The organism is Brevibacterium sp. W7.2 (assembly GCF_018137945.1).
GTDB classification, from domain to species: Bacteria; Actinomycetota; Actinomycetes; order Actinomycetales; family Brevibacteriaceae; genus Brevibacterium; species Brevibacterium sanguinis.
The window spans coordinates 2,248,241-2,263,286 of the sequence record NZ_CP073089.1 but is presented as its reverse complement, the minus strand read 5'-3'; the positions used below and the strand labels follow the sequence as shown (position 1 = coordinate 2,263,286).

The 15,046-nt window shown below is 70.4% G+C and carries 10 protein-coding genes; 4 read left to right on the top strand and 6 right to left on the bottom strand.

Features of this window, described 5'->3' with window-relative positions; all coding sequences use genetic code 11:
• Position 1 precedes the first annotated feature (1 nt).
• The 3 genes from J9315_RS10175 to J9315_RS10165 all read right to left on the bottom strand — a co-directional run bounded on the left by J9315_RS10175 (position 2) and on the right by J9315_RS10165 (position 4,234).
• The gene (locus tag J9315_RS10175; RefSeq protein ID WP_198498557.1) at positions 2 to 1,279 is read right to left on the bottom strand and encodes a CBS domain-containing protein; all 1,278 of its coding nucleotides are present in this window, start codon (positions 1,277 to 1,279) and stop codon (positions 2 to 4) included.
• A gap of 307 nt (positions 1,280 to 1,586) precedes the next feature.
• Complete coding sequence (locus tag J9315_RS10170; protein WP_211977795.1) at positions 1,587 to 2,735, bottom strand: P1 family peptidase; 1,149 nt, start codon at positions 2,733 to 2,735, stop codon at positions 1,587 to 1,589.
• Complete coding sequence (locus tag J9315_RS10165; RefSeq protein ID WP_211977794.1) at positions 2,732 to 4,234, bottom strand: aminopeptidase P family protein; 1,503 nt, start codon at positions 4,232 to 4,234, stop codon at positions 2,732 to 2,734. Before J9315_RS10165 ends, J9315_RS10170 begins: the two co-directional genes overlap by 4 nt.
• Before the next feature lie 57 nt (positions 4,235 to 4,291).
• Here J9315_RS10165 and J9315_RS10160 point away from each other — a divergent pair, with 57 nt between their 5' ends.
• Entirely contained in the window at positions 4,292 to 5,149 is an 858-nt protein-coding gene (locus J9315_RS10160) for a PHP domain-containing protein (RefSeq protein WP_211977793.1), read from the top strand.
• Between the two features lie 159 nt (positions 5,150 to 5,308).
• Here the strand turns inward: J9315_RS10160 and J9315_RS10155 are convergent, their stop codons facing one another.
• Entirely contained in the window at positions 5,309 to 6,781 is a 1,473-nt protein-coding gene (locus tag J9315_RS10155) for a DEAD/DEAH box helicase (RefSeq protein ID WP_211977792.1), read from the bottom strand.
• 61 nt (positions 6,782 to 6,842) lie between these two features.
• Here J9315_RS10155 and J9315_RS10150 point away from each other — a divergent pair, with 61 nt between their 5' ends.
• Complete coding sequence (locus J9315_RS10150; protein ID WP_140955187.1) at positions 6,843 to 7,475, top strand: ferritin-like fold-containing protein; 633 nt, start codon at positions 6,843 to 6,845, stop codon at positions 7,473 to 7,475.
• Positions 7,476 to 7,556: 81 nt separating this feature from the next.
• On the opposite strand, the gene J9315_RS10145 is transcribed toward J9315_RS10150, so the two are convergent.
• Both J9315_RS10145 and J9315_RS10140 read right to left on the bottom strand, forming a co-directional pair.
• Positions 7,557 to 7,781, bottom strand: coding sequence for a DUF3107 domain-containing protein (locus tag J9315_RS10145; RefSeq protein ID WP_198498562.1), 225 nt, complete (start codon positions 7,779 to 7,781; stop codon positions 7,557 to 7,559).
• A 187-nt stretch (positions 7,782 to 7,968) separates the two neighbouring features.
• Positions 7,969 to 8,568, bottom strand: coding sequence for a TetR/AcrR family transcriptional regulator (locus tag J9315_RS10140; RefSeq protein WP_232623565.1), 600 nt, complete (start codon positions 8,566 to 8,568; stop codon positions 7,969 to 7,971).
• A 75-nt stretch (positions 8,569 to 8,643) separates the two neighbouring features.
• Between J9315_RS10140 and J9315_RS10135 the strand changes: the two genes are divergently transcribed.
• A complete protein-coding gene (locus J9315_RS10135; protein ID WP_211977791.1) occupies positions 8,644 to 11,895 on the top strand; it encodes a UrvD/REP family ATP-dependent DNA helicase in 3,252 nt (1,083 codons plus the stop codon).
• Positions 11,895 to 15,023: an ATP-dependent DNA helicase gene (locus tag J9315_RS10130; RefSeq protein WP_211977790.1), complete on the top strand. Its 3,129-nt coding sequence runs from the start codon at positions 11,895 to 11,897 to the stop codon at positions 15,021 to 15,023. Before J9315_RS10135 ends, J9315_RS10130 begins: the two co-directional genes overlap by 1 nt.
• Positions 15,024 to 15,046 lie beyond the last annotated feature (23 nt).

Here is a 15,046-nt window from a genome sequence, read left to right as displayed (position 1 = left end):
GTTACCCCCTTCTGTGGTCGTCGCGGCCGGTCGTGCGCCAGTCCTCGGGCAGCAGCTCGTCGAGGACGTCATCGACGGTGACGACGCCGATGAGTCGGTCGTTCTCGTCGGTGATCGGCACCGACACCAGATTGTACGCCGCGAGGAACTTCGTCACCTCGGCCAGCGGGGTGTCCGGCGGCATCGGGTCGACCTCGGTGTCGAGCATGATGCCGACCGCCTCGTGCGGCGGATGGCGCAGCATCTCCTGGATGTGGACGAGGCCGAGGTACTTGCCGGTCGGGGTCTCGATGGGCTGGCGGCACACGAAGATCGCCGCGGCGAGCGCCGGCGGGAGGTCCTCGCGGCGGACGTGGGCGAGCGCCTCGGCGACGGTCGTCTCCGGGGTGAGGATGACCGGTTCGGTCGTCATCAGACCACCGGCGGTGTGCTCGTCGTAGGAGAGCAGGGTGCGCACGTCCTCGGCGTCGTCGGGCTCCATGAGCGTGAGGAACCGCTCGGCCTGTTCGTCGGTGAGCTCGCCGAGGAGGTCGGCGGCGTCATCGGGCTCCATCTCCTCGAGGACGACGACGGCTCTCTCCGTGTCGAGGGCGGAGAGGAGTTCGACCTGGGTCTCGTCCGGGAGCTCCTCGATGACGTCGGCGAGGCGTTCGTCGTCGAGGGCGCGCGCGACCTGGAGGCGGCGTTCGGGGGTCATCTCGAAGAGGACGTCGGCGAGGTCGGCCGGCTTCGTGTCCTGGTACGCGGCGATGAGCTGCGTGGCTTCCTGATCGTGGGCGGAGTCCGCGGGATGGTCGGCGTCCGTCCAGGAGATCTGCATCGTCTCCCCGCGCCGGCGGAACGCGGAGAAGGCGCTGCTGCGCTCTTGGACGCGACGGACGAAGAGGCGGGTGACCTCCCAATCGCGGTTGACCTGCTGTTCGATGCCGACGTCCTCGATCTGGACGGGGGAGTCGTCCTCGCGCAGGCGCAGGCGGCGGTCGAGGAGGTCGTTGACGACGAGGGTCTCCGAGCGGCGCTGCTCGAACCGGCGCATGTTGACGAGTCCCGTGGTGATGACCTGACCGGCGTCGATCGAGGTCACCCTCCCCATCGGGACGAACACCCGGCGGCGTCCGGGCACCTCGACGACGAGCCCGATGACGCGCGGGTACTGGCGCATCGTCGTGCGGTAGACGATGACGACGTCGCGCACGCGGCCCACCTGATCGCCGAGGGGGTCGAAGACCGGGGCGGAGATGAGGCGGGCGACGAAGACGCGTTTCGAGGAGCCACTCATATCCTCAAGCCTACTTCGTGGTCACGCCCTGGGCGGCGTCGTCCACATCACGTCCCGGTCGCCAAGTCGTCTTGTCGCCGGACTGCAGGATTCGCCGGCAGCGTCGTCGGACCGTGTCAGCGAGTGCAGGTGTGCCTGATGCGCCGTCCGGCCGTGCCGCCGAGGTGGATCCGGCTCGAGATCCCGCGAGATTTCGAGCGCGATCCACCTCGCTGGCGACCTGACTGGCATGCGGAGGGCGGCAGGCCGGGCGCTGTTGCGGCGATCGCCTGGCCGCTGTCGATGCGGCGTCTGCCCGGGCGCTGCTTCAGGGAATGGCGGCGAAGGCGGCCGTAAACGCGGGCGCGAGGTCGGTCAGGGTCGGCGGCTGGTCCCAGGACGGGTCGACGGGGACGGCGCTGACGGCGGCATCGATCATGGCGAGGGTGATCGCATCGGCCGCGGCCGCGTGGATCGAGACGAGGTCAGGTGTCGCCTCGGCGGCCAACGGCACCGTGCCCGTGCTGATGGCGAACACCGTATCCCCGTCGAAGTGGGTGTGAGAGGGAAGGATCGCCCGCGCGATGCCGGCGTGGCAGCTCGCGGCCATCCGCGTCGCCTGCGCCGGGTCGAGGGCGGCATCGGTCGCGACGACCGCCAGGGTCGTATTCGTCGCCGAGGTGGATGCCCCGGAGTCCGGGGCATCCGCGCTTTCGGGATCTGCCGCGGTCTCCGGAATCGGCAGCCCGGGCACGGGAGGAAGGTCCCACCCGAATGCGCGGAGGAGGGGAGAGGCCCAGAGGGTGCCGTCCGGGGTGCCGATGGTCCCGAGTGCGTTGAGTGCGACGAGGGCTGCGACGGTGTGTCCGCTGGGCAGGCGCAGCGCGAACGACCCGAGGCCGCCGCGCATCGTCTGAAACCCGATCCGCGCCCCGCTGGCCCCGCCGACGCTGCCTCTCACACTGGAGGCGCGGTCCGCGTCGTCACTCGCGCCCGCGCCGTCTGTCGGGTCCGCGCCGCCAGAGCCGCCGGTGCCGGCCGCCGCGAGAGCCGCCCGCACGGCCGCCGCCCCCTCAGCGGGTGTCGGCGGGGCGACGGGACCGGTGCCGCGGCCGAGGTCGTAGAGCGCGGCGGCGGGGACGAGCGGGATGACCGTGCCCGGCAGGTGAGGTGCGGGAAAACCCCGACCCGCCTCGGCGAGGGCCTCCGACACCCCGGCGACGGTGCGCAGACCGATCGCCGATCCGCCGGTGAGGACGATCGCATCGGCACCGTAGGCATGGGTGCCCGGAGCGATGACATCGGTCTCGTGCGTCGCCGGACCTCCGCCGCGCACATCGACGCCGACCGTCGATCCCGGCGGCGGCACAAGTGCGGTGACACCCGAGAGGCGCTGCCGGGTGAAGTCACCGGCATGCCCGAGTCCGATCCCGGGGATCTCGAGGATGCCCCGCCCGCGGATCGGGGTCGGGATCATCGACCCTGGACCCAGGCTTCGATCTCCTCGCGGGTGCGGGGGAACCCGGCGGAGAGGTTCTCCACTCCGTCGGCGGTGACGAGGACATCGTCCTCGACGCGCACGCCGATGCCGCGGAACTCCTCGGGCACGAGGAGGTCGTCGGCCTTGAAGTAGAGGCCGGGTTCGATCGTGAAGACCATGCCGGGTTCGAGCACGCCGTCGAGGTACATCTCCGCCCGTGCCTGCGCACAGTCGTGGACGTCGAGACCGAGGTGGTGGCTTGTGCCGTGGACCATCCACCGGCGGTGCTGCTGACCCTCGGGGGAGAGGGATTCGGCCGCGGAGACCGGGAGGAGACCGAACTCCTCGAGCCTCGCGGCGATGACCTCCATCGCCGCCTCGTGGAGTTCGCGGAAGCGCACGGTGCGCTGCGTGTGCTCGGCGGCCACGGCGAACGCGGCATCGGAGGCGTCGAGGACGGCGTCGTAGATCTTCGCCTGCACCTCGGTGAACGTGCCCGACACCGGCAGGGTGCGGGTGATGTCAGCGGTGTAGAGGGAATCGGCTTCGGCTCCGGCGTCGACGAGGACGAGATCGCCGTCGACGACGGGTCCGTCGTTGCGGATCCAGTGGAGGGTGCACGCATGGTTGCCCGAGGCCGCGATCGTGTCGTAGCCGATGCCGTTGCCGTCGGAGCGGGCGGCGGTCTCGAAGGCGGTTTCGATGACGCGCTCGCCGCGGCGGTGGGCGACGGCCTGGGGCAGGGAGGCGACGACGTTGTCGAAGCCGGCGCGGGTGATCGCGACGGCCTCGCGCATCGCCTCGATCTCGTGGTCGTCCTTGATGAGGCGCAGCTCGGACAGCGCCTGGGCGAGCTCGGCATCCCCGGCCTCCGAGGTCTCGAGGTCGGCCTGGACCTGTGTGCGGGCGAGGTCGATGACCGAGTCGATGCGGGTGTCGGCTGCGCGCACGAGGCGCACGGAGATCGCCCCGAGGTCCTTCGTGATCGCATCGTCGACGGTCGCCGAGTTCGCGGTCGCGATGCCGGTCATCGTCGCCATCGCCTCGAGATCGGCGCGCGGGCCCACCCAGTACTCGCCGTAGCGGGCGTCGGAGAAGAACTCCTCGGTGTCGGCGCCGGCGCGGGGACGGAAGTAGAGGGTGACGGCGTGCTCGTCGCCTTCGGGTTCGAAGACGAGGACGGCGTCGGGTTCGGAATCGGCTTCGAGGCCGGTGAGGTGGATGAACGCCGAATGGGCGCGGAACCGGTAGTCAGTGTCGTTCGACCGGACCTTGAGTCCGCCGGCGGGCACGACGAGGCGCTCCCCGGGGAAGGCCGCGGAGATCTTCGCCCGTCGCTCAGGGGTGAACCCGGCGGCCGCGAGCGCCTCGGCGTTGAGCGGGGTGCGATCCCAGCCCTGCGAGACGAAGTCGCGGAATGCGCGGGAGCTGGGACGGTGCGAGCGGTTGTTGACGCGGTCGTTGATCGGCTGGTCGGTCTCCGTGCTGTCTGTCATGCCTCCATTCTAGGCACGCGGTCAGGACGGCTCCGGCGAGTGGATAGACTTGAGGGCATGGTCATCGATCTCCATGCACACACGGCGTTCTCGGACGGGACACAGAGCCCGTCCGAACTCGTTTCCGAAGCCTCGATGGAGGGCATCGACGTCGTCGGCATCACTGATCATGACACGACCGCAGGATGGGCTCCCGCCGAGGAGGCGGCCCGGGTCTACGGCCTCGGCCTCGTCCGCGGGATGGAGATCTCGTGCCGTCATGAGGGCATCAGCGTCCATCTCCTCTCCTATCTCCACGACCCGTATGACACGGGCCTGGCCAGCGTCGTCGAGGAGACCCGGCGGGCCCGCCTCGACCGGACCCACCTCATCATCGATCGGCTCGCCGAGGACTATCCCATCGACATGGACGCCGTGCTCGCCGTCGCCGGCGAGGACGCGACGATCGGGCGCCCCCACATCGCCGATGCGCTCGTGGCCGCCGGGCTCGTCGAGACCCGCTCGGAGGCGTTCGCCTCGATCCTCTCGAGCCACGGGAAGTACCACGTCACCCTGCCGACGATCGACCCGATCACCGCGATCCGCCTCATCGCCGAGGCGGGGGGTGTGTCCGTCTTCGCCCATCCCCGGGCGGCGATGCGGGGTCTCGTCGTCTCCGATTCCGCGATGGCCGACTTCATCGCCGCGGGACTCGACGGACTCGAGGTCGACCACCGGGACAACCCGCCGAACGAACGCGAGATCATGCGCCGGCTCGCCCACGACCACGACCTCATCGTCACCGGGTCGAGCGACTATCACGGCACGGGCAAGCCCAACCGCCTCGGCGAGCATTCGACGTCCGAGCACATGCTCGCCAAACTCCTCGACCGTGCCGCGGCCAGGCCCGGGGGAGTCGAGTTCATCCAGGGGTGAGCGCGGAGTCAGCGCCCTCGATCAAGCGATAGACGCGTGCACGGCCCGCTGTCCGCACTGCCGCGTGATCGAGCGGGGGTCGACGGGTGCGGGCTTCTTCGGCAGACGACGAACGCCCCGCCGCAGAGGACTGCGGGCGGGGCGCCGGGGGTGCCGGTCTCACTCGGTGCCGGTGTCCGAGGCCTCGGCACGGCTCGTGCGACCGACGGGCTTGCCGCCGCGGGTGCGACGACGCTGCCGGTTGCGGCGGGGCTTCTTCGCATCGGTATCGGTCGCGGAGTCGCCGCCGCGGGAGTCCGAGGAGTCGCCGCGACGGGAATCGGACGGGGATTCGCTCTTCTCCCCGCTGCGCCGACGACGGGCCGGGCGCTTGTCCTCACCGACGTTGTCGGAGGATTCGCCGTGCTTGTGGGGCAGACGCCCCTTCGTGCCCTTCGCGATGCCGAGGTCGGAGAAGAAGTGCGGGGAGGTCGAGTACGTCTCCGCGGGCTCGTCGTGCTCGAGGCCGAGGGCCTTGTTGATGAGCCGCCAGCGGGGCATGTCATCCCAGTCGACGAGCGTCACGGCGGTGCCGGAGTTGCCCGCGCGACCGGTGCGGCCGATGCGGTGGACGTAGGTCTTCTCGTCCTCGGGGGACTGGAAGTTGACGACGTGGGTGACATCGTCGATGTCGATGCCGCGGGCGGCGACGTCGGTGGCGACGAGGACGTCGACGGTGCCGTCGCGGAACGACTTCAGCGCCTTCTCCCGCTGCGCCTGCCCGAGGTCGCCGTGCAGCGCCCGGACGGCGAAGCCGCGGTCGGAGAGTTCGGCGGCGAGCTTGTCGGCGGTGCGCTTCGTGCGGGTGAAGATGATCGTCCGCCCGCGGCCCTCGGCCTGGAGGAGACGGGCGACCATCTCGCTCTTGTCCATCGAATGCGCGCGGTAGACGAACTGCGTCGTGTTCTTGCCCGTGAGCGAGAGGTCCTCGTTGTCATGGGCGCGGATGTGGGTGGGGCGATTCATGTAGCGGCGGGCCAGGGTGATGACGGCGCCGGGCATCGTCGCGGAGAAGAGCATCGTCTGCCGGTTCGCGGGAACGGCGTTGATGATGCGCTCGACGTCGGGGAGGAACCCGAGGTCGAGCATCTCGTCGGCCTCGTCGAGGACGACGGTGCGGACCTTGTTCAGCTTGAGCACCTTGCGGCCGTAGAGGTCGAGGAGGCGTCCGGGGGTGCCGACGACGACGTCGACGCCGGCCTTGAGGGCGTTGATCTGCGGATCGAAGTCCTTGCCGCCGTAGATCGTGATGATGTCGATGTCACGCTGGCTCGACGCGGTGACGAGGTCCTGGGCGACCTGCTTGGCGAGCTCGCGGGTGGGGACGACGACGAGCGCCTGCGGCAGGCGCTGACCGGTGTCGGCCGCGCCGTCCTCGTCCTTGCCGACCACGCGCTGGAGGAGGGGAATGCCGAAGCCGAGCGTCTTGCCCGTTCCGGTCTTCGCCTGCCCGATGATGTCGGCGCCCGAGAGCGCGACGGGAAGCGTCATCGCCTGGATCGGGAACGGGTGGGTGATCCCGGCCGCTGCCAGGGAGGCGACGATCGGTCCCGACACCCCCAGATCAGCGAAATCGGCGTCTGTGTCCGCCATGTCTCAAACTCCTTTTGGCGCCTTCGCGCCCGTGCTGGATGCGAACCGGTACTCTTGAGCTATGCCCGATTCTTACCCCTTGGCCAGTACTGATGCTGCAACGCTTGCGCTGGTCGCGTACGGTGAGCTCACCGCCTTCGAGAGAATGGCGACCAATGCGTCCACGGCTGTGGAGCTCGACGACACGGTGACGCTGTCACGGCTGGCATCGCACTCATTCTCGCACTTCGAAGAGCTTTCGCAGCGCATCAGTGAGTCGGGCCAGGATGTGATCGAACTCTGCAGGATCTTCGAGCCGACATTCTCCGTGCTGGCGGAGAGGACTCGTCCCCGTGACTGGTACGAGAGCCTCATGAAGGGCTTCGTCTTCGACGGGATCATGAACGACTTCTATCGCATGGCGGCCGATAAGCTCGCAGAACCCGAGCACAGCCTGGCAATTGCTGTTCTCGATGATACACGGGCCGCCGACTTCGTCCGCAATCGGCTGACCGCCGACGTCGGCGAGGACACGCAGCTGGCCTCCCGGCTCGCCCTGTGGGGACGCAAACTCGTCGCCGAGACCCTCGGCCGCGCCCGGCACCTGCTCACCGACCCGGTCCTCGGCATCGACGAGGCCGTCATCGTCGAGGCGATCCCCGCGGTCACCGCGAACCATTCCCGCCGCATGTCGGCCCTCGGCCTCGTCGCATAGGTATAGGTGTCGCATTGGCATAGGTGGAGACACGGCAGAGGCCCGGTCACGATGACCGGGCCTCTGCGCTGTCCGACCGCCTCAGGCGACGCCGAAGCCGACGCGTCGGGAGGTCTCGCTGCCGAGTTCGATGTAGCCCAGCGCCGTCGACGGCACGAAGACCTGGCGGCCCTTCGTGTCGGTGAAGGTGAGCAGAGCCTCGGCCTTGACCGCTTCCTCGATGCGCGTGGCGAGGTCCTGGGCGGACTCGTCCGTGTCGAGGACGATCTCACGCGGGGACTGGCGGACGCCGATCTTGATTTCCATTGTTCTCCTTAACGCGGTGGTAGTCGTCCTCAGCTTAACGTTGCCCTCGCCCCGGTTTCTTCCCGCCTCGCAGGGGTCGGCGCTCGGCTCTCAGCGAACGCGAACGACCGCGGGTGGAGCCGACGGGCGCCCTGTGGGAGCATCGCCGGGTCCGCCCACCGTCCCGGTCGGACACCGTGAGCGGTCCTCAGCGGGTGTGGGTCGCGAAGGAGGAGAGTCCGCCCCAGCTCATCTGGGTGAGCAGGTCGACGGTCGCATCGATGTCGAGTTCGTGCGTCGCCTCGATCTGCTTGATGACGACCTCGGCGGTGCCGATGAGCGTGCGGCACAGCAGATCCGCGTCCGCGTCGTCGAGATCGGTGAAGCTCTGGAGCGCACTGACGATGCGGGCGACGGTGCCCTCGCGCATCGTGCGCACACGCTGCTGCGCCTCGGGCTCGTAGACATCGGAGTTGAAGAGGATGACGAACTCCTCGCGATGGGAGATCGCGAAGTCGAAGTACGCCCGGTAGGTCGCGCGGATGCGCTCGCGGGGGTCATCGGTCGAGTTGAGCGCCTGCGCGACCTGTCCGGCCAGGTGCGCGGCCGAGTGGTCGATGAGGGCGAGGTAGAGGTCCTGCTTCGACGCGAAGTGCTGGTAGAGGACCGGCTTCGACACGCCGGCCTCCTCGGCGATCGTGTCCATCGACGTCGTGCGGTATCCCCGATTGGCGAACACGGCGCGCGCCACCCCGACCAACTGGTCACGGCGCTGTTCACGGGGCATTCTCTGCTGCGGACTCGGCATCCCCCAATCCTACGCGAATCCGCCCCGCGACCCGGCAGCGATCACCGTGTCAGAGGTACATGATGGAATACGGGTATGGATGACCTGGCACCCGATCACTCGGCGACGCTGTCCGCGGCGCTGCTCAACCGCGAATCCGCCGCCGTCATCGGACGGCCGGGGACGGGGAAGACGACGCTGCTCGAGGCGGTCTACGGCCGTCTCGTCGAGTCCGTCGATCCCTCGTCGATCCTCGTCCTCACCCCCAACCGCGACCATGCCGACGTCCTGCGCAACACTCTTCCCGTCCCCGCCGAGGCGATCCTCCGGGCCGCTCCGGCCCGCAGCATCTCGTCGTTCGCCTACGGCATCGCCCGCGCCGCCCACGCGACCCGCACCGGGGAGGAGCTCGAGTTCGTCTCGGGTGCCGACCAGGACGTCTTCCTCGCCGATCTCCTCGCCGGCCACGAGGCCGGTCACGGACGCACCCCGAACTGGCCGTCCGACATCACCGCCGAGGTGCGCGCCACCTCGGCGTTCCGCACCGAGATCCGCGACGTCCTCAACCGGGTGATGGAGTTCGACTTCGGGGTCCGGCTGCCGCCTGCCGATGAGCACGGGGAGTACGTCTTCGACGCCGGTCGCAGCGCCTTGGAGCGGGTCCTCGCGACCCACCCCGACCCGCGGTGGGAGGCGGTCGCTGCGGTGCTCGAGGAGTACCTCGGGATCATGAGCATGCCCGGATACGGGGGCATCGATGCGGCGACGGTGCTCGCCCGCGCGGCTTTCGAGATCCTCCGTGAACCCGCCGAGGTGACCGCCGGGCGGCCGTGGTCGTTCTCTCCCGATCGGGTGCCCTCCGTCGTCCTCGCCGACGGGGTCCAGGACTTCCCCGCCGCCAGCTGGGGCGTCCTCGAGCAGCTGCGCGAGCGCGGGACTGCGCTCGCGCTCTTCGGCGCCCCGGAGACGGTGACGGGCCGCTTCCACGGGGCCGACGCCTCGGTGCTCGACCGGGCGGCCTCCGATGCCCGGTTCGAAACTCTCGTCCTCGACCGCGTCGTCGACACCGAGCCCGAGCTCGCGGCCGTCGCCGACGGATTCGGTGCACGGATCACCACCCGGTGGGGACTCGGGCACATGCCGCGTCCGCTCATGTCTGCCGCGGGGGAGGACGGGGTGGGGGAGGACACGGCTGCGCCCGCCGGGTCGGAGCTCACGGCGGACGAGGCCGCGGCGGACGAGGCCGTCGAGACCCATGTCTTCGCCGGTGCCGCGTCGGCTCACCGCTACCTCGCCCGACGCATCGCCGAATTCGTCGCCGCCGGGCACTCCCACTCCGATGTCGCCGTCATCTGCCGCAACGCGTCGACGGCACGAGTGACCGCCGGCGAACTCCGCGCGGCGGGCACGCCGACGGCGACGATCGTCCAGCCCCTCAACGTCGATCCGGCGACCGCGCCCCTGCTCGACCTGCTCACCCAAGCGCCCGGCCTGGGCGACGACGACACCCTCACCCGGGTCGCGCTGTCACTGGCCGGCAGCGTCTACATCCGCCTCGACGCCGTGCAGCTGCGCCGCTTCCGCCGCCTCGTCCGCAGCGCCTATCCGGCCGCCGACAGCACGGCGTCGCTGGCCGCAGCGCTGCGCGACGCCCCAGCGGACTCACCGATCCCGGGACTGTCGACGCTGTCCCGGATGATCAGTGCCGCCGCCGACCACGCCGATGCGGACCCGCACACCGCGCTCTGGGCGATCTGGGAGGCCGCCGGCGTCGCCGAACGCTGGCAGACCGAGGCGCTGCGGGACCCCGACGGGATCTCCGGCGCCCACCTCGACTCCGTGCTGCGCCTCTTCACCCTGGCGGAGAAGATCACCGACCGCGGCGGGTTCACCGCCCGCTCGTTCGCCGGCATCGTCGCCGAGCAGGACATCGCCCAGGACTCGCTCGCCCGCACCTCCGGGTTCGCCGACCACGTCCAGGTCGGCACCCCGGCCTCGCTCGCCCACCTCCGTGTGCCCTGCGTCATCATCACCGACGTCAACGAGGGGGTGTGGCCCAACCCGAAGCTGCGCGGCGGCATCCTCGGACTCGGCGACCTCACTGCGCTCCTCGCCGGCGACGACCCCGTCACCGCGGACCCCGGCTACCATGCGCACGCCAAGCGCACGAACCTGCGCGAGGAAGCCGAGCTCTTCTACACCGCCCTGACGCGGGGCCGCGACCGGATCATCGTCACCGCACTCTCGGACTCCGAGTCCGCGCCCTCGGCGTTCTTCGACGTCATCGCCGCAGCCACGGCACGCGGCACCGCCTCGACCGACGGATACACGCTCACCGACGAGGATGAGCTGCCGCCCCTCGATCTCGCCGAGATCGCCGCGCTGGCCCGCTCCCAGCTCCTCGAGGCCGCCCGCGACGCCGCCGGTGAGGGAGGCGATCCGGCGCCGGCAGCCGCCGCGGACTGGGCGGCCCTGTCAGCGGCGCTGACAGCCGCGGTTCCCGGATTGCGCGCACCCGGACAGTGGCGGGAGGCCGAGGACGTCACCTCGACGGCACCGCTGTTCACACCCGACGACGACGTCACCATCTCCCCGTCGCAGGTCGAGACGTTCTCCGACTGCTCGCTGCGCTGGTTCCTCACCCGCCACGGCGGCGACCGGGGAGGGACGACCGCGCAGAGCATCGGCACGATCCTCCACGCCGCCGCCGAACACCATCCGACCGGTCCGACCTCGACGATCAGGGAGTACGTCGAACGCGAATTCGCCACCCTCGAGTTCGCCACCGACTGGGAGCGCGAGCGGGAGCACACGGCCGCGATGGCCATGGTCGACCGCCTCGGCGAGTACATCGAGGACGCCCCCGGGTCGGTGCTCGGCGTCGAAGCCCAGGTTCATGCCTCCGGTGTCGACGACCTCGGGCAGGAATGGACGATCACCGGTCGGCTCGACCGGGTCGAAGCGACTGCCGACGGGGTGCGCATCGTCGACTTCAAGACGGGGCGGAACGTTCCCGCCGGTGCCGACATGCCCCGGCACGCCCAGCTCGGCGTCTACCAGGAGGCCGTCGACTCCGGGACGCTCACCCTGCCCGACGGCCGGGTCGTCGACGTCGAAGCCGTCGGCGCCGAACTCGTCTTCCTGCGCCGGACGAAGTCGACGAAGCGGCTGCAGGGCGCGGTGAGCGCCGACGAGGACCCGGACTGGGCGCGTGAGCTCATCGGTGAGGTCTCGACGAGGATGCGCTCGGCGGACTTCCCGGCCCGCGTCGACCCGCCGAAGTGCCTGAGCTGTCCCGTGCGATCGTCGTGCCCGGCGATCGGCCCCCACATGCTGGAGGATTCCTGATGAGATTCAGCGCCGACGACCTCGCTCGGCTCACCGCCGCCGATCCGACGCGCGCGTTCGGTCCGAGCCCCGAACAGCAGCGCATCATCGAAGCCGATCCCGCCCAGACGATGAAGGTCACCGCCGGCGCCGGATCGGGCAAGACCACCGTCATCTCCCAGCGCGTCGTCTGGCTCGTCGCCAACGGGCACGTCGCGCCCGAGGAGATCCTCGGCCTCACCTTCACCCGCAAGGCCGTGGGGGAGCTCGGCAGCCGCATCCGGGTGCTGCTCTCGCGCCTGCGGCACAACCTCGGCGAGGGCAGCGACCTCGCTCTGCCGGGACTCGACTATCCGACGGTGTCGACCTACAACTCGTATGCGGCGGCGATCGTCGGCGAGCACGGCGCGAGCATCGGCATCGAACCCGAGACCGTGCTCCTCGACGAGGCGGGTGCCCACGCGATCGCCGCCGAGGTCATCGATGCCGCGTCCGCCGAGGCGGTACCCGGCAGCTATGCGCGGGACACGATGATCGCCGACATCATCGCGTTCGCCGGGGCGATGAACGACCACGGCCGTGATGTCGCGGAGGTGACCGACTACCTTGAGGCGTGCCTGCGGGCGCTCGTGTCGAGCAAGGGCAAACCCGTCGACCCGAGCGGTCGGCGTCGGAAGCTCGAGGAGAAGATCCGCACTGCGGCCCTGGCCGGGGAGTACATGAGTGCGAAGCGCCGTCACCTCGCCATGGACTTCTCCGATCAGGTGCGGTTCGCCCAGCGCATCGTCGACGAGGTGCCCTCAGCCCTGGCGGCGGAGCAGGCGAGGTGGAGGATCGTCCTCCTCGACGAGTTCCAGGACACCTCCGTCGCGCAGCTCACGCTGCTCTCCACCCTGTTCTCGACGACCGCGGTGACCGCCGTCGGCGATCCCCGGCAGGCGATCTACGGCTGGCGCGGCGCCAGTGCCGACAACATGATCCGCTTCGACGCGGACTTCACCGACGTCGAGTCGCTGACCCTGAGCACGAGCTGGCGCAACGACCGGACGATCCTCGACGTCGCCAACCGGGTCGCCGACGGGCTCACCGGCAGCCGGGAGACGCCTCTGACGACCCGCCCCGACGCCGGGGTCGGCGACGTCGTCGTCGACGTCTCCTCCGGCGCACACGACGAGTCGTTCCTCACCGTGGGGCTGCGCTCGCTCACCGAATGGGCGGCCGGACTGCCGGAGGGCGCCTCGACTGCGGTGCTGTGCCGCAAGCGCGCGCACTTCGCCCCCGTCACCGCCGCGCTCGAGACCGCGGGCTTCGCCGTCCACGTCCATGGGTCCTCCGGCCTGCTCAGCGACCCGTACGTCGCCGACCTCCGCGCCGTGCTCAGCGCCGCGGTCGATCCGCTGGCCGGGGACGAGCTCATGCGGCTGCTCAGCGGGCGGCTGCTCGGCCTCGGCGCGACCGACATCGCCGCGCTCTCGGCCTTCACCCGACGCCAGGCGAAGGGTCGGGAGACCGCAGCGAGGTTGCAGGCCGCCGGCGGGGGAGAGCTGCTCGCCGAAGCCATCGACGTGCCGACGATCGTCGAGGGCCTCGACGAACTCATCGACACCCCCGCCGTTCGGGCCACCGGGCTCAGCGACACCGCCCGCGAGCGTCTCGTCCGCTTCGCCCGGGCTCTGCGCGCGGTGCGGGCGGGCACCGGCACACTCACCTCGGTGGTGCGCACCGCGCTGACGGAGACGGGCATCGACTCCGACATCTGGGCGCTCGGCGACGCCCTGCGCCGGGTCCACCGCCAGGCGATCGACGGGTTCCTCTCCGCCGCCGCCCAGTACTCGGCGACCGCCGAGCGGCCGAGTGTGCCCGGCTTCCTCGAATGGCTCTCGCTCATGGAGGTCAAGGACGCGCTCAGCGCCGCCGAGCCGACCGTGGCCCCCGGGGCGATCAACGTCATGACCGTCCACGCCTCGAAGGGACTCGAGTTCGACGCCGTCGCCGTTCCCTCGCTCGTCGTCAAGGACTTTCCGACCGAACCCCGGGACAAGGAGGGGTGGATGGGACGCACCGCCCTGCCCTATCCGCTGCGCGGGGACCGCCGGCACCTCGTCGACTACGACCTGCGCAGCGCCGAGTTCGAGACGAAGAAGGAACTCGACGAATGGGTCAGCGAATTCATCAAGCCAGCCGTGGCCGAGGCGCATGAGCAGGAGGAGCGGCGGCTCGCCTACGTCGCGTTCACCCGCGCCAAGCATCATCTCTGGCTCGGCGCCGAGCTCATGGGATCCCGGTCCACCCCCGACGAGCTCTCCCCGTTCCTCCGTGAGGCCGCCGAGGCCGCAGGGCTCAACCCGGAGATCCCCGACCCCGCGGAGGAGTCCGCGGCGGATCGGATCGAGACGACGGTGTGGCCGGTGCCGCGCAGCGAGCGGGTCGCCATCGCCGAACGCGCCGGGCGCTGGGTGGAGGCCGCCGGTGACATCGACCTCGAGACCGTCGCGCGCGGGGACTCCCCGGTGGCCGTTCTGGCCAGGCGCGCCCAGGCCATCCTCCGCGCCCAGGAGCCGGCGGCGGAGGGACGACTGCCCGACCGCCTGTCGACGACGGACCTCGTGTCGTGGCGGCGGGACCCGGAGGAGTTCCGCACGCAGACGCTGCGTCCCGTGCCCGAACCCCCGAGCCGGGCGGCGGAGATCGGCACGAGCTTCCATGCCTGGGTCGAGCGGCACTTCGGACAGGCGAGCATCGACATCGATGAGCTCGAGACCGTGCGGCCGGCCGACACGGCGCAGCTCACGCGCCTCCAGGAGACGTTCCTCGCCTCGGACTTCGCGCGTCGGCAGGCGGCGGAGATCGAGATGTCCTTCGAGCTCGTCCTCGGCCGGTTCCGGGTGCCCGGGAAGATCGACGCCGTGTTCATCACTGGTGACCATGCCGAGGTCGTCGACTGGAAGACGTCGAAGAGGCCGGACGCGGAGACGCTCGAGGTGATGAAGTGGCAGCTGGCGCTCTATCGGTTCGCCGTCCAGCGGGTCCACCCCGAGGTCACCGAGGTGACCGGGACGTTCTACTTCGTCGGCAGCGACGACGTCGTCAGCTTCTCCGACCTGCCCGAGGAGGATGAGGTGATCGCATGGCTGGCTGCCCACGACTGAGCGCGAGCGGGTGAGTGCGGGCG

Coding starts and splice junctions, on each gene's coding strand:
- J9315_RS10175 (WP_198498557.1), bottom strand. CDS start 1,279: ATGAGTGGCTCCTCGAAACGCGTCTTCGTCGCCCGCCTCATCTCCGCC.
- J9315_RS10170 (WP_211977795.1), bottom strand. CDS start 2,735: ATGATCCCGACCCCGATCCGCGGGCGGGGCATCCTCGAGATCCCCGGG.
- J9315_RS10165 (WP_211977794.1), bottom strand. CDS start 4,234: ATGACAGACAGCACGGAGACCGACCAGCCGATCAACGACCGCGTCAAC.
- J9315_RS10160 (WP_211977793.1), top strand. CDS start 4,292: ATGGTCATCGATCTCCATGCACACACGGCGTTCTCGGACGGGACACAG.
- J9315_RS10155 (WP_211977792.1), bottom strand. CDS start 6,781: ATGGCGGACACAGACGCCGATTTCGCTGATCTGGGGGTGTCGGGACCG.
- J9315_RS10150 (WP_140955187.1), top strand. CDS start 6,843: ATGCCCGATTCTTACCCCTTGGCCAGTACTGATGCTGCAACGCTTGCG.
- J9315_RS10145 (WP_198498562.1), bottom strand. CDS start 7,781: ATGGAAATCAAGATCGGCGTCCGCCAGTCCCCGCGTGAGATCGTCCTC.
- J9315_RS10140 (WP_232623565.1), bottom strand. CDS start 8,568: ATGCCGAGTCCGCAGCAGAGAATGCCCCGTGAACAGCGCCGTGACCAG.
- J9315_RS10135 (WP_211977791.1), top strand. CDS start 8,644: ATGGATGACCTGGCACCCGATCACTCGGCGACGCTGTCCGCGGCGCTG.
- J9315_RS10130 (WP_211977790.1), top strand. CDS start 11,895: ATGAGATTCAGCGCCGACGACCTCGCTCGGCTCACCGCCGCCGATCCG.